Below are 23,159 nucleotides of genomic sequence, written 5' to 3'. Positions count from 1 at the left end.
GTTTGTAAGCCTCGTCTCTCGCGATGAGCCTGCGGCCCTCTTGGGGGGGTTTCCTGAGGGGGGGGGGCCCGGGCGCTCACCGTGGGGGGAGGCGACGGCACTCGCCGCATGCAACGATCTCGGCCAGCCGGTTGTCGTGCAGGGCGGACGCACGGGGCTAACGGGCGCGGCGCGTGTCCAGCCAGGCGAAATCGTGCTCTCGCTGGAGCGCATGACCGGGCTCGCAGTGCCGGATCGCCAGGCTGCCAGCATCGTTGCCGAAGCGGGCGCGACGCTGCAGGCGCTGCAGGAGGCAGCCGATAGCGCCGGGCTGATGTTCGGCGTCGATATCGGTGCGCGGGGCTCCGCAACGATCGGCGGCAATGTCGCCACCAATGCCGGCGGCATCCGCGTGCTGCGCTATGGCATGTACCGGGCGCAGGTTCTGGGGCTGGAAGCCGTCCTTGCCGATGGTAGCGTGCTGACTTCGCTGAAAGGTCTGCCCAAGGACAATTCCGGCTACGACCTCAGCCAGCTCTTCATCGGCACGGAAGGAACTCTCGGTGTTGTCACCCGCGCCGCGCTCAGGCTGCATCCGAAGCCCGCGTCCGAGGTGAACGCCTTCTGCGCGCTCTCCTCGCTCGATGCGGCGATCGCGCTGCTTGGGCTGCTGCGGCAAAAGCTCGGCCCACTCCTGTCCGCCTATGAGATCAATTTCGCGCCGCTCTATGACGTCATGGTCGCCAGCATGGCCATGCGGGCGCCGCTGCCCGCGGGCTCGCCTGTTTATGTGCTGGCCGAGATACAGGGCAGCGAGCCAGAGCGCGACGGCGAGCGCTTCGCCGAAGTGCTGATGCAAGCGGTCGAGGATGGCGTCATCGACGATGTCGTCGTCTCGCAGTCGTCGCGCGAATTCCGAGCCCTTTGGGACGTGCGCGAAGACGCCAATCGCGTCCTGTTTTCGATCAAGGATCTGATCGGCGTCGACATCAGCATCCCGTTGGCGCGGATGGGAAATTTTCTGCAAGAGGCGCACGCTGCCATCCATGCCGTCGACCCCGGCGCCGACATCTATGTCTTCGGCCATCTCGGCGACGGCAATCTGCACTATCAGGTACGCACGGTCGATCCTGCGGCGGCGTATGACATCGTCTATCGCGGCGTCGCGGCGGCCGGCGGCGGCGTTTCGGCCGAACATGGTATCGGCCTCGACAAGAAGAAGTGGCTGCATCTGGTCCGCAGCGACGCCGAGATCGCGACGATGCGGCGGCTGAAGACGGCACTTGACCCCAGAAACATCCTCAATCCGGGACGGGCCTTCGACCTCAACCCCACTGCCTTCTAACGATGACAATTGCCCTGTAACTCAAGTCCGTTCCGTCGCGACCTGCCTCGGAATAAGAAAGCGGGCGGCAAGCACGCAGAGCAGCACGGTGAACATCAGGATCAGCGCCACCAGCGCATTGATGTCGGGTGAGAAGCCAAGCCGCATCATCGCCCAAAGCCTCACCGGCAGCGTGCTCTGCGTGCCGGTGACCAGGATGGTGATCATCGTCTCGTCGAACGACAGCGCGAAGGCCAGGATGGCGCCGCCGACCATGGCGCTCGATAGGTTCGGCAGGATGATGCGCCAGAACGTCTGCCAGCCCGTGGCGCCGAGATCGTAGGACGCTTCGACCAGCGTGCGGCTCATCGACTGCAGCCGCATCAGCACCGTGCGGTAGACGATCGCCAGCACGAAGACCGTGTGCCCGATGACGACCGTAAAAAGGGACCGTTCGAGGCCGATTTCGCGGAAGAAAATCAGCAGCGCCAGACCGCTGATGATCGGCGGCATCAGGAATGGCAGGAAGATTATGAACTGCAGGATCGAACGCCCGGAACTCCGGCCGTGATAGTAGAGCGCCAGCAGCGTTCCGCTGACCACCGACAGGATGACAGTGCAGACACCGACAATCAGCGTGGTGCGCAAGGCGGCCAATATGTCGTGATTTTCGGCCAGCGCGACATAGGTCGAGAGGGTTGGCGACGACCAGTCGACATTGCCGTGCGCAATGGTGAAGAATGAAGACACGATTGGCACGAACAGGGGGCTGTAAAGCAACACCGCAACCAGTGTCGTGATCGCAGCCAGAAAGATGGTGGACAACCGGGGCAGGGCGCTCATATCGAAATCCCCCGGTGGCGCCCGAAGCGTTCGCCGACGAGGATTGCCGCGATCACCACGACTGCCAGCGCCACCGACAGTGCGGCGCCGAACGGCCAGTTATAAGCCGTGCCGAACTGGCTGTAGAGGATGCGGCCGAAGGTGAAGCCGCTGATCCCGCCGACCATCTGCGGCGTCAGGAAATCGCCGATCGCCAGCACGAAGACGAAGCTCGCCGCCGAAGCGACGCCGGGCAGGCTCAGCGGCAAGGTGATGCGCAGGAATGTCTGCAGGCCGCTCGCGCCGAGATCGTCGGACGCGCGCAACAGGACCTGCGGAATCCGTTCCAGCGACAGGAAGATCGGCAGGATGGCGAAGGGAATCAGAAGAAGTGTCAGCGTCAGCAGGATGGCATTCATGTTGAACACGAAAAGCGTCGACGGTTCCTGCAGGATGCCGAGCGCCACCAGCGCCTTATTGAGAAAACCGTTGAGGCCGAGGATGCTGCGGATCGCATAGATCTTGATGACGTAGCTCATCAGCAGCGGCACCAGCAGCAACATCAGCAGGGCGTAGCGCCAGCGGCCTTTCAGCGTCGTCAGGAAATAGGCGGCGGGATAGGCAAGCAGGATGCAGATGATGGCCACCGAGACGCACAGAACGATGGTATTCCAGAATACCGGGAGAAAGATCGGATCGGTGAAGAACCTGACATAGTTGCCCAGTGACAGGCCGTAGACAATCGTGCCCTGGTCGACGCTGAAGAAACTGTAGCCGAGGAAGATTGCCAGCGGCACCAGGACGAAGACCACGGGCAAGGCAAACGCCAGCACTGTCACCAGCAGTGACCATCGCCTTTCGGCAGGCTGTGTCGAGCCGGCTTCGCTCATGCCAGCACCAGATGGCCTTCAAGCGGCGCAAACGAAAGCGATACAACCTCGCCGGGTTTCAGGGTGCTGCCGTCGACCCGACTCGGCACGCGCAGCCGCAAGTGTTGCGCAGCATCGTCGGCGCCGGCCGCGATGGTGACGATCGTGGATGAGCCGGCGAAGGCCATGTCGGAGGTCGTGCCGGAAAAGCGGTTGTCGGTGTCCTTCGCGTCCGCAAGATGCAAGGCCTCGGGACGGAATGCCGCGTAGGCGCTGGCACCATCCGCTGCTGCTTTCAAATAAGGCTGGTTCCTGATCGAACAAACCAGTCGGCCAAGCGCCGTCTCGATCGACCGCAGCTCGCCCTGGACGGCCCCAAGTTTTCCGGCCACCAGATTGTTCTCGCCGAAGAAGCGCGCGACGAACTCGCAATTCGGCTTGTAGTAAAGCTCATGCGGTGTGCCGAGCTGGCGGATATGGCCTGCTTCCATGACGCAGATCCGATCTGCCATGCCGATGGCTTCTTCTTGGTCATGGGTGACGAACAGGAAGGTGGTCTTGATTTCGCGCTGGATGGATTTCAGGAACACCTGCATCTGCCGGCGCAGTTCGAGGTCGAGTGCTGCCAGCGGCTCGTCGAGCAGGATAAGGCGCGGCTGGCAGATCAGCGCACGGGCGAGCGCGACGCGCTGGCGCTGGCCGCCGGAGAGCTGCGCGGGAAAGCGGTCGGCGAAACGTCCGAGCTGGACCAGGTCGAGCGCTTCCGCGACCCGACGCGCAATCTCCTTGCGCTGGATATGGCGAACCGAAAGCCCGTAGCCGACATTGCCGGAAACGGTCAAATGCGGAAACAGCGCATAGTCCTGAAATACGGTGTTGAAGGGCCGCTGGTTGATCGGCATGCGGCTGATGTCTTGGCCGTCCAGATGGATCTCGCCAGAGGTTAGCGGCTCCAGCCCGCCGATCAGCCGCAACACCGTGGTCTTGCCGGAGCCCGAAGGCCCGAGCACGGTGAGGAACTCACCGTCGCGGATCGATAGGTCGATGTCGTGCAGCACGGGGACCGTGCCGTAGGATTTCGAGACGGACCGCAGCGTCAGCAGGTCGGCGTTCTGGTTCATGAAATACTCTCGCATACACTTCGGCGGTCCGGAACCTCCGGACCGCCGGGTCCTTCAAGGCATGGGGCGGACAAGATCAGGGCGTCGCCTTGACCTCGTTCCACATGTCCGACCGCTTGAGCGGATCCTCGACATTGTTGAGCCAGACCAGCTTGTCGTTGCCGCCGGCGCTGCTCGACTCGACCACGGTGTTGCCGAAGCCGGTGCGCTCGGAAAGCGCGCCGCTGACCTTCTTGCTCAGCATGAAATCGATCCATTTCTCGGCCGCCGCATTGTCGCGGACGCCCTTGGAAATGACCCAGTTGTCGAGCCAGGCGAGCGCGCCCTCGCTTGGATTGACGTAGGCGACATGGGCGCCGATCTTCTGCAGCGCCTTGACCTGCTGCTGGCCGTAATTGGCCCAGATCAGGGCCACGTCATTGTTCTGGTAGATCTGCTGCGCCTCGTCGGCGGTGGTATAGAAGCTAAGCACGTTGCGCTTGAGCTCAACCAGCTTGGCCTTGACCGCCGCAATCTGCTCCTCATTTAGATTGAACGGATCCTTGTAGCCGAGCGTCAGCGCGGTGAACGAGAAATTGTGCTCGCCATTGTCGTAGGCCAGCACCTTGCCCTTGTAGGCCGGGTCCCACAGAACCGACATCGAGGTCGGCGCCGGCTTGACCTTGTCGGTGTCGTAGATCAGCCCGATCGAATCGAAACAGAACGGAATGCCGTAGACCTTGCCGTCCTTGGTGTCGCCGCTGACTTGAGACAGATCACGGAAGCGCGGCAACACTTCCTTCTGGTTAGGCAGCTTCGTCACGTCGATTGGCGACACCAGGTCGGCCTTGATGTAACGCTGCAACTGGGCGGTGTTGACGGCGAAGACGTCAAAATCCTGGCCTTCGCTGCCCTTGACCTTGGCCCAGATCTCATCATCGCTGCCGATGAAGACGACATCGACGCCGATGCCGGTCGCGGCGGTGAAGTCCTTGACCCAATCGGGATCGGCATAGCCGTCCCAGGCCAGAACCCGCAGGTTCGCGGCAAGTGCCGCCGATGTCATCAGGCCGATGCCGAGCCCGATTGTCGTTAGTCTTAGAAACAGTTTTTTCAGTCCCATTTTCAATCTCCCATTGTCGTTCTGGTGGACCGCAGTTTCCGGACTTTCGCCGTCACAGCTGGGTGACCGCGACCAGTCCCTCGTCCGGCACCGACACCATCCGGTTGCGCAGTGGCTTGCCGAATGTCTGTGCCTGGATTTCATATTCGTCGCCGGAAGCCGTCTTGACGCCGGAGGCGTAGCTCATCACCGCCGCGCCGAAGAAATAGGCATGCAGGTCGCCCGCCCTGCGGTGCATCGGGTAGCGGAAATGGAAGTGTTCTAGATTGGCGATCGAATGCGACATGTGCGCCTCGCCCGACAAAAACTCCTGCTCCCAGATGACGGTGCCGTCGCGCAGGATGCGGGAATGGCCGCGCACTTCGTCGGGCAGGTCGCCGATCAGCAGCTCCGGCCCGATCGAGCAGGAGCGCAGCTTGGAATGGGCGAGATAGAGGTAATTCTCGGCTTCCGTGACATGGTCGGAATATTCGTTTCCGAGCGCATAGCCGATGCGGTAGGGGCGGCCATCCGGCCCATTGAGATAGAGGCCGACGATCTCGGCTTCTTCGGCCCCGGCGCGTGCGAAGGCCGGCATCGGCAGCGGCGCACCTGGCGGCACGACACAGGTGCCGACGCCCTTGAAGAACCATTCGGGCTGGATTCCGATCTGCCCGGCGGCGGGCTTGCCGCCCTCCAGACCCATGCGGAAGATCTTCAGCGAATCCGATTCCTCGGCATCCTCGCCATGGGTCAGCACATGCATCTTGTCGCGTGCGGCGGCACTTCCGGTATGGGTCAGGCCCGTGCCGGTGACCAGGAAGCGCGCCGGTTCCGGATGGTCGACCGGGGCCAGCACGCGGCCATCGCGCAACAGCTGGTCGTAGTCGATTTTCGCTGTGCCCGTCCGCTTCTCGGCCAGCGCTGCGATGGACGTGCCTTGGGCGATCGCCGCTTCGGCAAGTTCCAGCACGGTGCTGGTCTTCTCGAGCGGGTGCAGATGATTGCCGTCATCGGAGACACGGCCAACCCGTCTGCTGCCGTCGGCCATTCTGAACTGAACAAGACGCATGAACTAACCTTCTTCCTTTGAAGCCGTACGGGTCACACCCAGCCCGCATCGACGATGAACTGCTGGCTCGTGCACATGCGGCTGTCGTCGGCTGCGAGGAACAGAGCCATGCGCGCGATATCGGAGGGTTGCAGCCGATCGGGCAGGCACTGCCTTTCCTCGATCTGGCGTTCGCCGGCCGGGTTCAGCCACAGGCGCATCTGGCGCTCGGTCATCACCCAGCCCGGCACCATGCAGTTGACGCGGATGCGCTCGGGGCCGAGTTCGCGGGCCAGCGCCCGCGTCATGCCGTAAACGGCGGCTTTGGCGGTGACATAGGCGGGGCAATCCGGATCGCCGACCATCCAGGTGATGGACCCGAAATTGATGATCGAGCCGCCGCCCAGCGTGCTCATCTGTGGACGCACAGCCTGCGCGGCGAAGAACTGGTGGCGCAGATTGACCGCCATGCGGTCGTCCCAATAGGCAACCGTCACGTCCTTGCTCTGGTGGCGATCGTCATTGCCGGCATTGTTGCACAGGGCCTGGATGGGGCCGTTGTGCCGCATCGCCTCCACCGCGGCTGCCTGCAACTCTTCGACGTTGCGCAAGTCGCAGGGAATGAACAGCGGCGCGCGATCTCCCTCGGCTGCGATCGCGTCGACCAGGCTCCGGGACGGTTCCTCGGCCAGATCGACAAAGGCAACACGGCTGCCTTGCGCGCAGAAATGGCGCACCAGGCTTTCGCCGATGCCACTTCCGCCACCGGTAATGAAGACGCTGCGGCCCTTGAGGCTTGGATAGATCGCGTAGCCGATTTCATCCGTCATCGCGCGCCTCTCTAGTGCGAATGCCGAGGGATGCCGGCATCGCGTCGGCCGACGAGAAAGTCGAAATCGCAGCCCTTGTCGGCCTGCAGAACGCGCTCGACATAAAGGCTCTGATAGCCGCCTTCCGGCGGCGCCGGCGGCTTCCAGTCACGCCGGCGGATTGCCAGCTCCTCATCCGATACCAAAAGCTCCAGCCGGCGGCCGGCGACATCGAGCTCGATAAGGTCACCGTCGCGCACCAGCGCCAGCGCGCCACCCGCGGCTGCTTCCGGTGCCACATGCAGAACCACGGTGCCGTAGGCGGTGCCGCTCATCCGCGCGTCCGAAATGCGAACCATGTCGGAGATGCCTTGCTTCAGCAGTTTCGCAGGCAGCGGCATGTTGCCGACCTCGGCCATTCCGGGATAGCCGCGCGGCCCGCAATTCTTCAGCACCATCACCGAGGAGGCGTCGATATCCAGCTCCTGATCGTCGATGCGCGCGTAGTAGTGTTCGATGTTCTCGAACACCACCGCCTTGCCGCGATGCTGCATCAGCTCCGGCGTTGCCGCGGACGGCTTGATGACCGCCCCATTGGGCGCCAGATTGCCGCGCAGAATGGAGATGCCGCCCTCCTTGGTCAGCGGCTGGCTCAGCGGCCGGATCACCTCGCGGTTGTAGTTGGGCGCGCCGTCGATCAATTCACCGATGGTCTTGGCGCTGACGGTCATGGCGTCGCGATGAAGAAGCCCCACTTGATCAAGCGACGCCATAACCGCAGCCAGCCCCCCGGCGTAGTAGAAATCTTCCATCAGGAACCGGCCCGATGGCATCAGGTCGACAATGGTTGGAACGCCGCGGCCAAGGCGGTCCCAGTCTTCGAGACTGAGATCGACACCAACCCGGTTGGCGATGGCGATCAGATGCAGCACGGCGTTGGTCGAACCGCCAATCGCGCCGTTGACGCGGATGGCGTTCTCGAACGCCTGCTTGGTGAGAATGTCCGAAATTTTCACGTCCCTGCGGACCAGCTCGACGATCTGGCGTCCGGCCAGCTGGGCGAGCACGCCACGGCGCGAATCCACCGCCGGGATCGCGGCATTGTCCGGCATACCGATGCCGAGCGCTTCGACCATGCTGGCCATGGTCGAAGCCGTGCCCATCGTCATGCAGCTGCCGGCCGACCGGCTCTGGCCCTGCTCCGCGGCGAGGAAGTCGGCAACCGGCATACGGCCGGCCTTGACCTCCTCGGCGAATTTCCAGACATGCGTGCCCGAGCCGATATCCTGTCCGCGGAACTTGCCGTTGAGCATCGGTCCGCCAGAAACAGCGATGGTCGGCAGATTGCACGACGCAGCGCCCATCAGCAGTGCGGGCGTGGTCTTGTCGCAACCGACCAGCAGGATGACGCCGTCGATCGGATTGCCGCGTATGGATTCCTCGACATCCATACTGACCAGATTGCGAAACAGCATGGCGGTGGGGCGCATGTTGCTCTCGCCAAGCGACATCACCGGGAACTCCAGCGGCAGGCCGCCGGCTTCATAGACCCCACGCTTGACGTGATCTGCCAGGCCGCGGAGATGGGCATTGCAGGGGGTCAGCTCCGACCAGGTGTTGCAGATGCCGATCACTGGGCGGCCGTCAAAAGCGTCGGCGGGGATGCCCTGGTTCTTCATCCAGCTGCGGTGCATGAAGGCGTTCTTGCCCTCACCGCCGAACCAGGCCTCAGATCGCAGCTTGCGCTTGGTCTCGGTCACGATGTCTGTTCCCGATCCTGGCGGCGCCTGTTGCGGTTCTCGACGCTGCGGCGCACGTCTTCCTCGGCATTGTCGATGAGCACCAGCAGGGCATTTTGCGCGCCGGCTGCATCTCCGGATGCGATCTTTTCGGCCACTTCCCGGTGCAGCGGCAAAGAATGGCGCTGCCCTTCCGGATTGTCGTTGGAGAGGCGAAAGCTCATCACCAATGCGGTTTCGACCAGGGCGGCCAGCGAGCCGATCAACTCGTTGCCGGTCATGCGCAGAATGGTCTGATGGAACAAAAGATCAGGTTTGGCGAAGCGGTCGCCGTCTTCGACCACGGCTTCCATTTCGGCCAGCGCGGCATTGATCTCGGCAACCTGCGCGGGAGTGGCCCGCTGCGCGGCAAGCGCGGCCGACATCGGCTCGATGGCTCGCCGAAGCTCAAACAGCGCCCGGACGTCCTCGGCACTGACGCCGCTGGCATAGCGCCATGACAGAACGTCCGGATCGAGGAAATTCCAGTCGGGACGGGGACGCACCCTTGTGCCGGTCTTCGGCCGCGATTCGACAAGCCCCTTGCCGGCCAGCACCTTGATCGCCTCGCGCAGCACCGTGCGGCTGACGCCTAGCATCTCGCTGGAATCGTCGGCATTGGGCAGCGCCTCGCCGGGCAGGAAATCGCCCTGCACGATGCGCAATCCGATCTGCTCGACGACAGTCGCATGCAGCGCCGTCGAGCCGCTGGAAACCGCCACCGTGACTCTTGACGTGCGCGCGGTGCTGAAAGATTTCTTATTCTTCATACTATTCATAAGATATGTCTTATAGGCGTGAGAATTGGAGTCAAGGGGCGAGGAGAGCCGATGACAAAGAATCCATTCTCTGAAGCCCTTAGCCCGACCCAATAAGAGATGCTGAGTGCCGCGCGATACTTCTGCCCCGGGCCCGGGGCCGCCATCAGCAGGTTGGAACCTCCTCGATGCTCAAGACCACCGGCAAGTTCCGCGGTTGCTGACGGAATTGCATATGCCGCTTCATGTCCTCGCGGCCGCCGGCCGTGCCAAAGAAAAAGCGAAGCGCGATGATACGTTGGCGGCGTGATGCCCGCGTCGAAACTCGCCTGCCGCAGTGCCACGCCGAGCGTGAGAAGTTGCGGCCGCCGGCATGTCTTCCCGCCGCCACCTAAGAGGAGGCTGCAAATTGCACAAAGTACCGTCTTAAGCCCGAATTAATACGTCATGTGCGACATTAAAGGAATTCACTCCTAAATTCTCGTTGAATTGGCGTACGTGGGGCGGGATTGGCCGTATTGTGCCAGTGTTTTACATGAACCACCTGAAGGGCGTTAGCGTTAGGACCAAGCTTTCGCTGGGCTTTGGTTTGGCGTTGCTGTGCATTGTGGCAGTAGGGCTATTTGGAGTCGCGCAGCTGCGATCTCTCAACGAAGTCACAAGCGAGATCACCGCGGTTTGGTTGCCGCAGGTCCAGGTCGTGGAGGAGATGAAGCGCAACCTGGCGGAACACCAGCTCTATGCGACCCTGCGCATGCGCACTGACGATACTCAACAATTGCTCGGCATCAATGACAAGATGGCGAAGGAGAGCGATGAGATACTCCGAGGTCGGCGAGCCTACCGCAGGAGTGCCGGATCGCTGGCCGAGCAGGACCTGTTCGACCAGTTTGTCTATCTGTGGACGGCCTATGAAGATTCCCTGACGTCGATTTTCCCGCTCCTGGAAACAGGAGAGCGATCGAGGGCCTTTAAAGAGTTCGAGACAGTGTCGCTTCCAATTGTTGCCGAGGCGGCTCAGCGACTGGACGGCCTGCTGGCCCTCACCAACCAGCGCAGCACTGCTGTCGCAGCGATGGCCGATCGCAGCTACAGCGTCGCACAGCGGCTGACCTGGATAGCGATTGTTTTTGCGGCCGCGTGTCTTGGCGGGCTTGTCGCCTGGATTCACCACAATGTCAGCAAGCCGATCCTCGCCGCGAGCGAGGCGATGCACCGGTTGACGCAAGGCGACCGCCGCTCAACCCTGGTTGCGCTGAAAAGCGATCGGCGCGACGAGGTTGGGCTATTGTTCTCGGCGTTTGCCGGCTACCGTGCCAGCCTGGAGCGCAGTGACGCCTTGGCCCGCGAGGCCGAACAGGAACGGCAGCACCTAGCAGCCGCCGCCGCCAACATGCCCGTGGGCCTATGCATGTTCGATGCCGGGCGACAGCTGGTTCTTTGCAACCAGAGTTACGCTGATCTCTACAACCTACCGGAGGCCCTGACTCGTCCAGGCACGCAATGGGCCGATCTGATGCAGTACCGAATTTCGGCGGGGCTGTACGTTGGCCAAGACCCGGGAAAGTATCTGCAACAACTCTCTGAGACCATCGACCGCGCTGAGCGCGTGGAGAGCTTGGTGGAGTTCAATGATGGACGGACCATCGACCTCATCCACCAACCACTGCCGGGCGGCGGGTGGCTCGCCACCCATCACGACGTGACCGACTTGCGCCGCAACGAGGCCCGCATCTCTCACATGGCACGCCATGATGGGCTTACCGACCTTCCAAACCGCATATTGTTCCGCGAACGCGCCGAGGAAGCCCTCGCCGAGATGGGACGCAGAGATGGCAAAGTCGCCTTCCTTTGCCTTGATCTCGATCATTTCAAGATGGTCAACGACACGCTGGGGCATTCGGCCGGCGACGCCCTTCTGAAGGAGGTTGCCTCCAGGCTGAGGCGGCTGGTCCGCGATGATGACACAGTGGCCAGGCTTGGGGGCGACGAGTTCGTGATCATTCAAAGGGAGGCAGGTCAACCGGTCGAGGCAACCGCCCTCGCGCAACGGGTCATCGATGCGCTCAGCGCGCCTTATGTAGTCGACGGTCATGGGGTCGTGATCAGCGTCAGCGTCGGCATATCGATTTCGCCCAACGACAGCAGGAACACCGACCAGTTGCTCAAGAACGGCGACATGGCGCTCTATCGGGCAAAGGCCGAGGGACGCAGGACGTATAGGTTCTTCGAGTCGCAAATGGATGCCCGCATGCAGGCGCGGCGATTTCTCGAACTCGATCTGCGCGAAGCGCTGGATCGCGGGCAATTTGAGATCTACTACCAACCGCTCCTCAATATCGGCCGTGGCGAGGTTAGCTGCTTCGAGGCGCTGCTTCGCTGGCATCACCCGAGACGCGGCATTGTCTCCCCAGCCGAGTTCATTCCCCTGGCCGAGGAGATTGGCCTGATCGTCCCGGTCGGGGAATGGGTGGTCAAGCAAGCCTGCCTGGATGCGGCACGCTGGCCCGATGGCATCAAGGTCGCCGTCAATCTGTCGCCCATGCAGTTTCGCAACTCGCGCCTGCTCTCGGCAATTGTCGAGGCGCTCGATGTCTCGGGACTGCCCCCGAACCAGCTCGAGCTTGAAATTACCGAAACGGTGCTGCTGGCCAACACCCAGGCGACGCTGGCGATGCTGCAGCAGATTCATATGCTGGGCGTGCACATCGCGATGGACGATTTCGGTACCGGATATTCGAGCTTGAGCTACCTGCGCTCGTTCCCGTTCGACAAGATCAAGATCGACCAATCCTTAATCACGGACGTGGGGGGCATCGACAGTTCTGTTGCCATCATCCGAGCGATCACGGGTCTAGGCAACAGCCTCGGAATGCGGACCACCGCCGAAGGGGTTGAGACGGTGGAGCAGCTCGACCGGGTCCGACGAGAAGGCTGCACAGAAGCGCAGGGCTTCCTGCTCAGCCGCCCGCTGCCTGCCCGGGATATTCCCAAGATGCTGGAGCGGGTGCGCGCTGTAGTGGCGGGCGAGATCATCGAGACTGCACCCGACGCGACCGGCGGGCGCAACAGAGCGCAGTCCTCCGGTGGCCGGCGTTTCAGGAATGCGCCTTCTTCCGCTTAGCCGGAAGCGAATTGATCGCCGTGATGCAGTCCCGGCCGTCTCCCGGATGGCTGCCGCAAAGCGACACGCCGTGAAGCCAATCACTTCTTGGCCGCGCCTTTCATATCCGCACACATTCAGCCGATAGCTCAGCGGACCAGAGCGAACCTCGATCGCCTAATGGCTGCGACCGTTTTGACCAAAGTAAGGCTGGCTGAACCAACCGCTAAGGCGAAAGCGGCCATGGCGCAATCACCGGATCCCGTGGAGAGGGAAGTGCTATGACCAATCGAGAAGCTACACTGAGCAGGGGTGAGTTGAACGCCATTGATCTGAGGCGAAGGGGCGCCCGAGGTGACCCTTGATTGGAACCATTCTGTCCTGAACGAGTTTGGCGCTCTGGAGTGGGAGAGTTCCAATCATGGCCGAGCATTATCAATCAGGGCAGACGTCGGCTGCGCACGCTGTTCGGCGCATGATTGCGTCCGATGAGACCCGTCATTTCCTCCACAAGGTGTTAGATTTGAAGGTCGAGGCGCACCTACCTGGCGCCATTGGGGCACTCCTTGCTGTGCTTGATCAGAAAGGACAAGACGAACCGTCCGAAACATCCGAAACCCCCTGACCTTTCCCCTATTGCTCCCTGTTGGTTCCATGTCACCGACGTGATCGGCGGCGCCCTCACTGGCATCTTAGGTGCCGTCTTCCGAATCGGGCCGCGGCTTTGCGAACGACCATCTGGCCAAATGGCTTTGAATAAAAGTTAGCAATCGCTTAATTAATCGCTGTTCTCCCTGAACTCGCCGAGGTGAGCAGGGTTTTAGGTGCATGTCACGATCACGATCATGAGCGATTTGAATGGCGCGAAAACCGAAAATCGGAGATGAGATCACGCTATCGGCCATCCTGAACGTGATGGAGGACGGCGTTTCAAGCGTTAGCGTGCCGACCTATAAATTCCCGCTTGCCATCGACACGCCGCAGAAAGCCAAGGTAGGTCAGAAAGTCGAAATTAGTGGTTTCGCGACGCGCGTTGTTCAAGAGGATGGCAAAGTCACCGTTCGTATCGATGGAGGCGGTCTTGTCACTGTTGATATGGATTCCATCGCTAAGGTTTCAGCGACACCGCGGGTAACCGTGCGCGAGTAGTTCGCGCAACCTTCCTGCGCGACAACGCCATAGGGCGATGACGAATGTACGTTAGCTTGTGCTTGCGGGGTGCCCGGACCGCCCCTGCCGGCGCCTTCGATCCCAGCGATACCAGCTGGTTTAGGGCTGAGATCGAAGAGGACGAACTGGCTGGGATGGATAACCGCGTCGATTAACTCCTTCGCGGTAGTCGTTGGCTTGTAGACCGCCTGAAGCCTCATTGCCGCGTCCGCCTCAAGGAGAAATCCAGGATCTATCCTATTGGGCAGCCAACCGAAGCGTGCGCAAAAGGCGATTGTCAGCCCGACCAGGTTTGACGTACCTAGCGGATCCGACGCCGACCGCAGCCAATGAAAGTGCGCCTGGCCGATCTCCGGATCAAGGCCCTTGCCGCGAGTGCACGAGATCGACTGATCCGCGAGCTCCACGGCCCTCTCAAGGGAAGAGAGACTCTGTTGCGTTCCGGCAACAGGTCGAAGATTGCACCCCAATCCGCCCGGCCGGCTGGCCTAATAGTCGTCATTTGACGACTGGTCGCATCATCCTCACTCCGCTTATCTTCGTTCGGAGCGGATCGAATCTGCGGAGGCCACATGTTCGGTCGGTGGATAGGGCTCGCAGGCCTGGCCGTCATGGCCCTGCTGGTGCTGACGGGCGCGGCGGCGGCGCAGGCGGTCTGCGGCGTAAGCGCAACAGGCGCCGAGCCACAGGGCAGTGGCGGTGCGACCGTGGACGGCTCCACAGGCTCCTTTGCCTGCGGTCCCGGCGCCACAGCTGTCGGCAACTCTACTTCTATTGGCGTGGATGCCGGAGATAGCGCCGCCCCCGGGAATGAGTTCAACGTCTCTGTGGGCACTAGCGCTGGCGGAGTCGTGAATGGTGCCAACAACACGGCCCTCGGCTCAGCGGCTTGCGTCCATCGCCGGTCTCCTTCCCGGCCAACAGAATCCCGCTTGGTTGCCAGAGCGTTAACGATTCATGATTCCGCCCTGCGATATCGGCAACCGACGTCTTATGGTAGCCGATGCGGCGAAAGTGCTGCTCCGCCACCTCCAGAATGCGCCGGCGCACCTCGTTTCGATCAGGTGGCTTTCGAACCGGGCGATCCATTGATGTCTCCAGTGCTGATGCCCCCTTCGCGGCTTGCGTGGCCAGTCATCGGCAGACGGCAAGATCGCGCAGCCGGCCTTGCGCATGTCAGGCAAGGCCAGCGGACGAAGTTGAACCGTCTCCTCCGACACCAGTGCCCTATTCGGCGGCCATCGCTGTTTGCAATTCCGGTTCTTCGGTCGAAGCCTGATGGGCCTCATCCGCAGTCGGCTTGATCCGGAACCAGGCGGCATAAAGAGCGGGAAGGAAGAGCAGGATCAGCACCGTGCCGGCCGCCGTGCCGCCGATCAGTGTGTAGGCCATCGATCCCCAGAACACGGAGTGCGTAAGGGGGATGAAGGCCAGCACGGCGGCGAGAGCGGTCAGGATGACGGGCCTGGTGCGTTGCACGGTGGCTTCAATGACGGCGTGATAGTCGTCAAGACCGGCAGCACGGTTCTCCTTGATCTGTTCCGTCAGGATCAGCGTATTGCGCATCAAGATGCCGGCCAGTCCTATGAGGCCCAGAATGGCGTTGAACCCGAAAGGCTGGTTGAAGGTGAGCAACATCGGCACGACACCGACGAGGCCAAGCGGTGCCGTCAGCACGACCATGGCCATCGTCGAGAAGGATCGTACCTGCAGCATGATGACGATCAGCATGGCGGCGATCATGGCCGGGAAGATCTTGCCCAAAGCAGTGTTGGCCTTGGTCGCCTCCTCGATTGATCCACCCATTTCGATGCGATAGCCGGCCGGAAGGGAAGCGATCAGCGGCTGCAGGGCCGTCATGATCTGCTTGGAGACCTCTGGAGGCTGCGTTGCCTCATTGATGTCCGAGCGGACCGTGATGACCGGCAGACGATCGCGGCGCTTCAGGATCGGCTCTTCCAAGCGGACCTCCGAATGACCGATCTGGTCGAGTGGAATCTGGCGGCCGTCCCGGCTCATCAGTGAGAAATCCGCCAGCCGCGACGGATCCAGCCGCTCAGCCCCAGCGCTGCGCGCCACGATCGGGACATTGCGAATGTCCTCGCGGACCTGTGTGACGGGAATGCCGGTGAGCAGGAACTGCAGCTGCTGGGCCACCTCCGCAGGTGACAGCCCGATGAGGTTCAGCCGATCCTGGTCAGGAATGAAGCGCAGTACGGGCGTGCGGTTGCCCCAGTCGCGGTTGGCCTGGCGCACGTCCGGGACGCCCCGCATGATAGCGAGGGCCTTCTCGGAGATGCTATAGAGTTGCGCGGGATCAGGCCCGATGACCCGGAACTCGACAGGGAACGGTGTGTAGGGTCCGAACACGAGCTGCGTGACGCGCACATTGGCCTCGGGCGCGAGCCCCTGCGATACCGCCTCCCGGAGCCGGTGCTTCAGCGCCTCGCGCGCCTCGGCGTCCGGTGTCAACACGACGATCTTGGCAAAGGCGGGATCAGGCAGTTCCGGCGCCATCGCGAAGAAAAAGCGCGGAGCGCCCTGACCGACGTAGCTCGTCACGATCTTGGCTTCGGGCTGGCCGTCCAGCCAATGCTCGAGCTTCTCCACTGTGGCGGTCGTGGTCTCCATGCTGGTGCCTTCCGGCAGGCGAACCTCGACCAGCACTTCGGGGCGGTCGGATGTCGGGAAGAATTGCTGTTTCAAGCTGCCCATACCGACAACCGAAAGCGCGAAGACGATGGCGACGACACCGCAGGTCACGAACTTGTGGCGCACGGCAAAGATGATGAGCCGCCGAAGGCGCCGATAGTTCGGTGTGTCGTATATGGCGTGAACGCCGCCTTCGACCGGTTTGATCGCGGGCAGCATCTTGACGCCAAGGTAGGGCGTGAAGACCACCGCGACGATCCAGGAGACGATGAGAGCGAACCCCACGACCCAGAAGATGTTGCCGGCGTACTCGCCAGCCGTCGAGCGTGCGAAGCCCACGGGCAGGAACCCAGCGATCGTCACGAGCGTTCCCGACAGCATCGGCGCCGCGGTATGGCTCCAGGCATAGGCCGCCGCCTTGATGCGATCCATGCCTTCTTCCATCTTCACCACCATCACCTCGATGGCGATGATGGCGTCGTCCACGAGAAGACCGAGCGCCAGGATGAGGGCGCCGAGCGTGATGCGATCGAAGAACCGGCCGGTCTCCAGCATGATGAGGAACACGGCGGCAAGCGTCAGCGGGACGGCGGCCGCCACGACGATGCCGACGCGCCAGCCCATGCTGAGCAGGCTGATCAGCAGCACGACGCCGAGCGCCATCGCGAACTTCAACATGAACTCGTCGACCGCCGAGGTGATGTTGACGGCCTGGTCGGACACCTTGTCGAGCGTTATCCCAAGCGGCAATGTCCGTGCGATGGCCGCCGTCCTGTCCTCCAGCGCCTTGCCGAGCGCGCGACCGTCCCAACCCTCCTGCATAACGGCCGCGAGCATGATGGTGGGCTCGCCCTGGCGTCGGATGAGATAGGTGGGAGGGTCCTCGTAGCCGCGGCGGACCTGTGCAACGTCGGAAAGCTTCAGCGTCCGCCCCCCGGCAACGATCGGCGTGTCGGCGATAGCCTGGACACCGTCATAAGCGCCGTTGAGCCTGATGAAGACCTGCGGCCCCTGAGTATCGATCGAGCCCGCCGGCGTGACGGTGTTCTGCCTTTGCAAGGCCGCAACGATATCTTGTGCGGACACGCCGAGGGTTGCCAGCTTGGCATAGGAAAACTCGACGAATATCTGCTCCGGACGTTCACCAAGGATATTGATCTTCTTGACGCCAGGCACGTGCAGAAGATCCTGGCGAATGGTCTCGGCCTGCCTGGCCAGCTCACGCATCGGCATGCCTTTTGCCTTCAGCGCATAAAGGGCGAAGCTCACATCCGAATATTCGTCGTTGACGAAGGGGCCGTAGACGCCGGGCGGCAGGTTGCGGGCTTCATCCCCGAGCTTCTTGCGGGCCTGGTAAAATTCTTCCTGCACGGCGGATGGCGGCGTGCTGTCCTTCAGCGTGACCGTCATATAGGCGTATCCCGGCCGCGTGGTCGTCTCGACCCGATCGTACCAGGTGAGCTCCTGAAGCCGCTTCTCCAACGGCTCGGCGACAAGGTCCTGCATCTCGCGGGCCGTCGCGCCCGGCCATGCCGTCGTGACCGTCAGGGTCTTGATGGTGAAGTTGGGATCCTCCGCCCGCCCGAGCATAAGAAACGCGTAGGCGCCAGCCGCCACGAGCAGGAGGATGAAGAACAGGGTGACGGCCCGTTCGCGAACGGCGATCGCTGAAAGATTGAGGTTCATCGTCAGTTGCTCCCGTTTTCGGAAGCAGTCCTGACGCGAGCGCCCTCCTGCAGAAGATGAGCGCCGAGCGAGACAATCTGATCGCTGGAACCCAATCCGGAGATCACGGCGGATTCGCCGGTCACACGAACAAGCTTGACCGGTTGAAAGTGTACGGTCGACGTGCCGTTGTCCAAGACCCAAACGCCGGTCTTCTTGCCGTCGTCGAGCACTGCCCCAAGCGGCACCTGGACTTCCGGCTGAGTTGCCTGGGTTGCAAGGCGAATGGTCACAGTCGCGCCAAGCGGCGCTGCCGCTGCCTCACCGTCAAGCACATAGCGGGCCTCATAGGTGCGGGTCTGGGCATCGGCGGAGTTGGACAATTGTCGCAGATGTGCCGCATGGCGTTGCTCATCACCCCCGTAGACGCTGGCCTCGGCCACGGAGCCGATCGCCGGCCGGATCGTTTCGGGAAGCGCGACCACAGCTTCGCGGGGGCCGGCCTGGGCAACACGAACCACCGCCTGGCCGGCAGAGGCGACCTGACCCGGCTCGCCAAGCGTATCGACTACTGTTCCATCGGCATCCGCCACCAGGACCGCATAGGTCGCCTCATTCTCCGCGACTTTCGCTTCCGCTTCGGCGGCGGCGAGCTGGGCCGTGGCGGTATCCATTGCGGCCTTCGCCTGCTCGTACCGCTGCCGGGGGACCCATCCATCTTTCAGCAGATTGGCGTATCGCCGTTCATCCGGCTCGGTCTGGGCGACGATCGCACGCGCGGCAACAACGGCATTATGCTTTGCAGTGAGCGCGAGACGAAGGTCGGTATCGTCGATCCTCATCAACGGCTGACCGGCTTTTACCTGCTGACCGACATTCACGAGCCGTTCGATAATCTTGCCGGGAACGCGGAAGCCGAGATTGCTCTCCACCCTGGCCCCTATGATGCCCGTGAAGCTGCGTTCGGAACCGCTCACCTGGGCTGCCGCCGCCAGCCTGACGACGGGCGGCTCCTGCCTCGGGTCGGTCGAGGCGGAAGCTTCCTGCGCGGAACTGGCAAATGTGGCGAATGCCGTCGCCGCTGACACCGCGATCAACCCTGATCCCGCGATCAGGATCGCACCCAGCATAATAACCGGTTTCTTTTTCATGCCCATCGCCTCACGTCGAAATAGATTGCGTTCATTCTCTACGCTGTGTCCTGCGTCGCCCGAGATTCTGCGGACCATCTTCGTATCCCCTTGTTAGATTGTGGTCGAACTCTATACCATTTAGATTTCGTGCACAATCTAAAAAGACGACATATTCGGTCTGCGGCAAACCGCCACACCGCTCACGTGGCGAGCATCCGTCCCGCATCTCCTCTTGATAGATTGCGTTCGGTCTCTAACTGAGATATAGATTTTGTACGCAATCTAAATATGGAGATGATGATGCGCGTAAGTCGCGTTCAGGCTGAGCAGAACCGGCAAACCGTGATCGATGTGGCCAGCCGGCTTTTTCGGGAGCACGGCTTCGACGGCATCGGCCTCAAGGATCTGATGAAAGGCGCGGGGCTGACCCAAGGCGCTTTCTACAAGCAGTTCGCATCGAAGGAGGACTTGGCGGCACAGGCATCTAGCCGGGCGATGGAACATGCGACCAGCAGATGGTCGGGTGCTATCGCTGCGAAACCGGAGGATCCGCTTGGCGCGGTGATCGACCTTTATCTCAGCACGGGGCATCGCGAAGAAAAGATGGACGGCTGTCCGGTTGTTGCCCTCGGCTCGGATGCTGCCAGGCAGGGCAGCGACGTCAAAGCATCGTTCGAATCCGGAATCAGGGAATACCTCAAGATGTTGGGACCATGGGTCGGCGAGGCCGGCGGCGCGCAGCCCGGCCGCAATGCCATGGCCATTCTCTCGACGATGGTTGGTGCAGTCGTCCTCTCGCGCGCGGTCAACGACCCGGACCTCGCCAACGCCTTTCTCGATGCGGCGACCGATCAAGTGCGCAAAGCAGTCGCGGCTTGAAGGGCATGCACAGCGCGACCGACACGCCCAAGCCATAGGAGAATGGATGCGACGGATTGTGGTTACGGGCGTAGGAGCCGTCACGCCGCTGGCCGCCAATGTCGAGACGTCGTGGTCGCGTCTCCTGGCCGGTCGCTCCGGGCTCCGGAAGCTTCCGGACGACATGGTGGGCGACCTGCCGGCGAAGGTCGGCGGCGTGGTCCCCAGCGTGGAAGAAGACCCGGAGTCCGGGTTCGATCCCGATATGATCTTGGCTCCGAAGGACCAGCGCCGGGTGGACCGCTTCATTCTCTTCGCGCTGGCGGCTGCGGACGAGGCGCTAGCCCAGGCGAGCTGGGCACCCGTCTCGCAGACAGACCGCTTGCGTACGGCGACGATCATCGCTTCGGGGGTCGGTGGCTTCCCGGCGATAACCGAAGCCGTGCGAACGGTTGATCAGCGCGGTGTTCGCCGTCTTTCACCCTTCACGGTGCCATCCTTCCTGGTGAACCTCGCGGCGGGCCACATCTCGATCCGCCATGGCTTCAAAGGCCCGCTCGGCGCGCCGGTCACGGCGTGCGCGGCCGGCATCCAGGCGATCGGCGATGCCGCTCGCCTTATCCGCGCCAATGAAGCCGACATCGCCGTATGCGGCGGAACCGAGGCATGCATGAATGTCGTCAGCCTTGGTGGTTTTGCGGCGGCACGCTCTCTTTCGACCTCCTTCAATCACCGTCCTGGTCAAGCCTCGCGCCCTTTCGACACATCGCGAGACGGCTTCGTCATGGGCGAAGGAGCCGGCGTGCTGGTCATCGAGGCGTTGAGCCACGCGTTGGCGCGCGGCGCAAAGCCGTTGGCTGAGCTCGTCGGCTACGGCACGACTGCGGATGCCCACCATGTCACCTCCGGGCCTGAGGACGGCGACGGCGCGCACCGGGCCATGGAGATCGCGATTGCGCAAGCGGGGATTTCGCCACGCGAGGTTCGGCATCTCAATGCCCATGCGACTTCTACGTCGATCGGCGACCTGGGTGAGATCGAAGCGATCAAGAGCGTCTTCGGGCACGATTTCGCGATAGCTGTCAGCGCAACGAAATCCGCGACCGGACACCTGCTGGGCGCGGCCGGCGGGCTTGGTGCCATCTTCACGATCCTGGCGCTCAGGGATCAGGTGGCACCACCGACACTCAATCTAAGCGCTCCCGATCCGGCCGCCGACGGTATCGATTTCGTCGCAAACCAAGCCCGGCCATTTGCGATGGATTACGCGATCTGCAACGGCTTCGGCTTCGGAGGCGTCAACGCCAGCGCCTTGTTCCAGCGCTGGGACGACGAAGCTGGCCGGCGCGCGGCTTGACTGAGACCACCTGTCCTCATTCCCCGACACACACACAAAGAAGAGAGCTGAAATGCTTACCTCGCCCAGACCCAACCTTCTGCAGATATCGGACACGCTCACTTTGCGTTATGAAAAGACCGGCAATGGGCCACCATTGGTCCTTATGCATACGATCCGCACACAGCTCGAGTACTTTCGCGGTTTGGCACCCCTGCTCGCCGAGTCGTATACGGTGTATGCCATCGATCTCCCTGGACACGGTCATTCGCCGATCGATCCACTCGCGCCCTTCGATGAGCCATATTTTAGGCAAGGCGTCATCGGCTTCATCGAGAAGCTCAACCTCACCGACGTCACGCTTGTGGGCGAATCGATCGGCGGTGCGTTGGCTTTCACGGTCGCGGCCGCAATTCCGCAACGGGTCAAGCGCGTCTTCGCCAGCAATCCCTACGACTACGAAACCCGTTACGGAGATGGGCTCCGACGTGGCAACTGGCTCGCGAATTTGATCATCGGGAGTTTGCAAGTCCCGGTTCTAGGCCCATTCAATGCCTGGATGGAAAACCAGATGGTACTCGGCAAGATCATGGGCGGGGGATATCACGATCCGCGTAAGCTTCCTTCCGACCTTCTTGCCGAATTCGGCCGCGTCGCGAAGCGCCCCGGATACAAGCGCATCGCACGCAAGGTGCTCGCAGGCTGGCGATCCTGGTCCGTGGCGCGGGACTGGTATCGGCTTGTCTCTGCACCCGTAACGCTCATCTATGGCGACAGCGATTGGTCGCGCCCCGACGAGCGCGAGCGGACCCGGGCACTGCTTCCCAACGCGCGCATGTTCACACTCAAGAACACTGGGCACTTTTCAGCGGTGGAGAATCCATCGGAACTGGCACGCATCATACTGGGATCTACCGGTTGAGCTGGGTCCTCAGCGTCGTTCCACAAATAACTCTGTTGATAAGTATCTTATTACAGTTTGGCGTCGTATCCCCAAAATGAAAGGTGAGTACCGATAGGCAACTTGGCTTGGGGGACTCATGAAACGGTTTCTTGTTGGCGCCGCAGTGCTTGCCTTGGGTGTTGTGGGCGCGGATATTTCTGCTGTCTCTTATATTAGCCGAAGTGCAGGGATAGTAGTGTTCGCGCAGGAGCGCCGGGGCTCTTCCGCGGCTACAGAAACATCTGCTGCCGGCTTCGGGAATGGCGGCGCGGCACTGGGATCAGGCGCACAGCCGGCAGGTGGCACGCCAGCGTCGGGCACTGCGGCGCCGACGGCGGGAGATGCAGCATCAAGTGCGGCAACCGACAGCCCGGATGCGGCGGCCAAGGTTGGCGCCAAGCCGGTGGATGCCAAGGCGACAGATACCAAGGCTGCGGATGCCAAGAGCAGCGGCAAGGCGGCCAAGACGACCGACACGGAGGCCGCCCCCGAGGCGCCGGCCGTTGCAACTACGCTGGCGACCACGACCAGCGGCGATCCAGAAGCCATTGGCACGCCGAAGGTCGATCTGCCGAAGAGTTCGGGCAACGGCAATCTGGGCTATTCCATCGGCATCGATGTGCCTGCCTTCCATGGCATCGAGCCGCAGATCGCGCTGAACTATAACTCATCCCGCAAGAGCAAGCTTGGTGGCCTTTATCAGGGCT

General features: G+C 62.1%; 17 protein-coding genes and 2 pseudogenes. 8 read left to right on the top strand and 11 right to left on the bottom strand.

Translation table 11 applies throughout. From position 1 onward, the window contains the following. Positions 1-1,324, top strand: a 1,324-nt coding sequence (locus NKH57_RS29530) for an FAD-binding oxidoreductase (RefSeq protein ID WP_352949656.1), incomplete at its 5' end; no start/stop codon positions are given. 21 nt (positions 1,325-1,345) lie between these two features. Here NKH57_RS29530 and NKH57_RS29525 read toward each other — a convergent pair. The 8 genes from NKH57_RS29525 to NKH57_RS29490 all read right to left on the bottom strand — a co-directional run bounded on the left by NKH57_RS29525 (position 1,346) and on the right by NKH57_RS29490 (position 9,556). After that, positions 1,346-2,146, bottom strand: a complete 801-nt coding sequence (locus NKH57_RS29525; protein ID WP_352949654.1) for an ABC transporter permease — start codon at positions 2,144-2,146, stop codon at positions 1,346-1,348. Continuing rightward, a complete protein-coding gene (locus tag NKH57_RS29520; protein WP_352949652.1) occupies positions 2,143-3,015 on the bottom strand; it encodes an ABC transporter permease in 873 nt (290 codons plus the stop codon). Before NKH57_RS29520 ends, NKH57_RS29525 begins: the two co-directional genes overlap by 4 nt. Further along, positions 3,012-4,115, bottom strand: coding sequence for an ABC transporter ATP-binding protein (locus NKH57_RS29515; protein ID WP_352949650.1), 1,104 nt, complete (start codon positions 4,113-4,115; stop codon positions 3,012-3,014). Before NKH57_RS29515 ends, NKH57_RS29520 begins: the two co-directional genes overlap by 4 nt. Positions 4,116-4,191: 76 nt before the next feature. Further along, positions 4,192-5,217, bottom strand: a complete 1,026-nt coding sequence (locus NKH57_RS29510; protein ID WP_352949648.1) for an ABC transporter substrate-binding protein — start codon at positions 5,215-5,217, stop codon at positions 4,192-4,194. A gap of 52 nt (positions 5,218-5,269) precedes the next feature. Beyond that, positions 5,270-6,268, bottom strand: a complete 999-nt coding sequence (gene araD1 / locus NKH57_RS29505; RefSeq protein ID WP_352949646.1) for an AraD1 family protein — start codon at positions 6,266-6,268, stop codon at positions 5,270-5,272. 32 nt (positions 6,269-6,300) lie between these two features. Beyond that, positions 6,301-7,077, bottom strand: a complete 777-nt coding sequence (locus NKH57_RS29500; protein ID WP_352949644.1) for an SDR family NAD(P)-dependent oxidoreductase — start codon at positions 7,075-7,077, stop codon at positions 6,301-6,303. A gap of 11 nt (positions 7,078-7,088) precedes the next feature. Continuing rightward, positions 7,089-8,816: an IlvD/Edd family dehydratase gene (locus NKH57_RS29495; RefSeq protein WP_352949642.1), complete on the bottom strand. Its 1,728-nt coding sequence runs from the start codon at positions 8,814-8,816 to the stop codon at positions 7,089-7,091. Further along, the gene (locus NKH57_RS29490; RefSeq protein ID WP_352732466.1) at positions 8,813-9,556 is read right to left on the bottom strand and encodes a FadR/GntR family transcriptional regulator; all 744 of its coding nucleotides are present in this window, start codon (positions 9,554-9,556) and stop codon (positions 8,813-8,815) included. The genes NKH57_RS29495 and NKH57_RS29490 overlap by 4 nt, the downstream gene beginning before the upstream one ends. A gap of 571 nt (positions 9,557-10,127) precedes the next feature. Here NKH57_RS29490 and NKH57_RS29485 point away from each other — a divergent pair. From NKH57_RS29485 to NKH57_RS29475, 3 genes are all read left to right on the top strand, one after another. Continuing rightward, the gene (locus NKH57_RS29485; protein WP_352949640.1) at positions 10,128-12,716 is read left to right on the top strand and encodes an EAL domain-containing protein; all 2,589 of its coding nucleotides are present in this window, start codon (positions 10,128-10,130) and stop codon (positions 12,714-12,716) included. Positions 12,717-13,116: 400 nt separating this feature from the next. Then, on the top strand, positions 13,117-13,320 hold the full coding sequence (locus NKH57_RS29480; RefSeq protein WP_352732472.1) for a hypothetical protein: 204 nt from the start codon (positions 13,117-13,119) through the stop codon (positions 13,318-13,320). Between the two features lie 233 nt (positions 13,321-13,553). Further along, complete coding sequence (locus NKH57_RS29475; protein ID WP_352949638.1) at positions 13,554-13,844, top strand: hypothetical protein; 291 nt, start codon at positions 13,554-13,556, stop codon at positions 13,842-13,844. A gap of 990 nt (positions 13,845-14,834) precedes the next feature. Here NKH57_RS29475 and NKH57_RS29470 read toward each other — a convergent pair. The 3 genes and pseudogenes from NKH57_RS29470 to NKH57_RS29460 all read right to left on the bottom strand — a co-directional run. Continuing rightward, positions 14,835-14,954 (bottom strand): annotated as a pseudogene (locus NKH57_RS29470) (TetR/AcrR family transcriptional regulator); the annotation flags it as partial. A 138-nt stretch (positions 14,955-15,092) separates the two neighbouring features. Then, positions 15,093-18,203, bottom strand: a complete 3,111-nt coding sequence (locus NKH57_RS29465) for an efflux RND transporter permease subunit (RefSeq protein WP_352949636.1) — start codon at positions 18,201-18,203, stop codon at positions 15,093-15,095. 2 nt (positions 18,204-18,205) lie between these two features. After that, positions 18,206-19,333, bottom strand: coding sequence for an efflux RND transporter periplasmic adaptor subunit (locus NKH57_RS29460; RefSeq protein WP_352949634.1), 1,128 nt, complete (start codon positions 19,331-19,333; stop codon positions 18,206-18,208). Between the two features lie 282 nt (positions 19,334-19,615). Between NKH57_RS29460 and NKH57_RS29455 the strand changes: the two genes are divergently transcribed. The 4 genes and pseudogenes from NKH57_RS29455 to NKH57_RS29440 form a co-directional block, all read left to right on the top strand. Further along, positions 19,616-20,194 (top strand): TetR/AcrR family transcriptional regulator, encoded by a 579-nt coding sequence (locus NKH57_RS29455; RefSeq protein WP_352949632.1) that lies wholly within the window; start codon positions 19,616-19,618, stop codon positions 20,192-20,194. Between the two features lie 46 nt (positions 20,195-20,240). Then, entirely contained in the window at positions 20,241-21,530 is a 1,290-nt protein-coding gene (gene fabF / locus NKH57_RS29450) for a beta-ketoacyl-ACP synthase II (RefSeq protein ID WP_352949630.1), read from the top strand. 52 nt (positions 21,531-21,582) lie between these two features. After that, entirely contained in the window at positions 21,583-22,431 is an 849-nt protein-coding gene (locus NKH57_RS29445; RefSeq protein ID WP_352949628.1) for an alpha/beta fold hydrolase, read from the top strand. A 118-nt stretch (positions 22,432-22,549) separates the two neighbouring features. Then, positions 22,550-23,159, top strand: a pseudogene (locus NKH57_RS29440) (hypothetical protein); the annotation flags it as partial.

Origin of the sequence: Mesorhizobium sp. M1050 (assembly GCF_040318715.1) — a bacterium.
In the GTDB taxonomy this organism is placed as follows: domain Bacteria; phylum Pseudomonadota; class Alphaproteobacteria; order Rhizobiales; family Rhizobiaceae; genus Mesorhizobium.
The sequence above is the reverse complement of the archived record's forward strand: the minus strand, read 5'-3'. Positions and strand labels throughout refer to the sequence as shown.

Bases quoted from the DNA above. Each gene is read 5' to 3' on its own strand.
- NKH57_RS29525 (WP_352949654.1), bottom strand. From the start codon at position 2,146: ATGAGCGCCCTGCCCCGGTTGTCCACCATCTTTCTGGCTGCGATCACG.
- NKH57_RS29520 (WP_352949652.1), bottom strand. From the start codon at position 3,015: ATGAGCGAAGCCGGCTCGACACAGCCTGCCGAAAGGCGATGGTCACTG.
- NKH57_RS29515 (WP_352949650.1), bottom strand. From the start codon at position 4,115: ATGAACCAGAACGCCGACCTGCTGACGCTGCGGTCCGTCTCGAAATCC.
- NKH57_RS29510 (WP_352949648.1), bottom strand. From the start codon at position 5,217: ATGGGACTGAAAAAACTGTTTCTAAGACTAACGACAATCGGGCTCGGC.
- araD1 (WP_352949646.1), bottom strand. From the start codon at position 6,268: ATGCGTCTTGTTCAGTTCAGAATGGCCGACGGCAGCAGACGGGTTGGC.
- NKH57_RS29500 (WP_352949644.1), bottom strand. From the start codon at position 7,077: ATGACGGATGAAATCGGCTACGCGATCTATCCAAGCCTCAAGGGCCGC.
- NKH57_RS29485 (WP_352949640.1), top strand. From the start codon at position 10,128: ATGAACCACCTGAAGGGCGTTAGCGTTAGGACCAAGCTTTCGCTGGGC.
- NKH57_RS29480 (WP_352732472.1), top strand. From the start codon at position 13,117: ATGGCCGAGCATTATCAATCAGGGCAGACGTCGGCTGCGCACGCTGTT.
- NKH57_RS29475 (WP_352949638.1), top strand. From the start codon at position 13,554: ATGGCGCGAAAACCGAAAATCGGAGATGAGATCACGCTATCGGCCATC.
- NKH57_RS29465 (WP_352949636.1), bottom strand. From the start codon at position 18,203: ATGAACCTCAATCTTTCAGCGATCGCCGTTCGCGAACGGGCCGTCACC.
- NKH57_RS29460 (WP_352949634.1), bottom strand. From the start codon at position 19,333: ATGAAAAAGAAACCGGTTATTATGCTGGGTGCGATCCTGATCGCGGGA.
- NKH57_RS29455 (WP_352949632.1), top strand. From the start codon at position 19,616: ATGCGCGTAAGTCGCGTTCAGGCTGAGCAGAACCGGCAAACCGTGATC.
- fabF (WP_352949630.1), top strand. From the start codon at position 20,241: ATGCGACGGATTGTGGTTACGGGCGTAGGAGCCGTCACGCCGCTGGCC.
- NKH57_RS29445 (WP_352949628.1), top strand. From the start codon at position 21,583: ATGCTTACCTCGCCCAGACCCAACCTTCTGCAGATATCGGACACGCTC.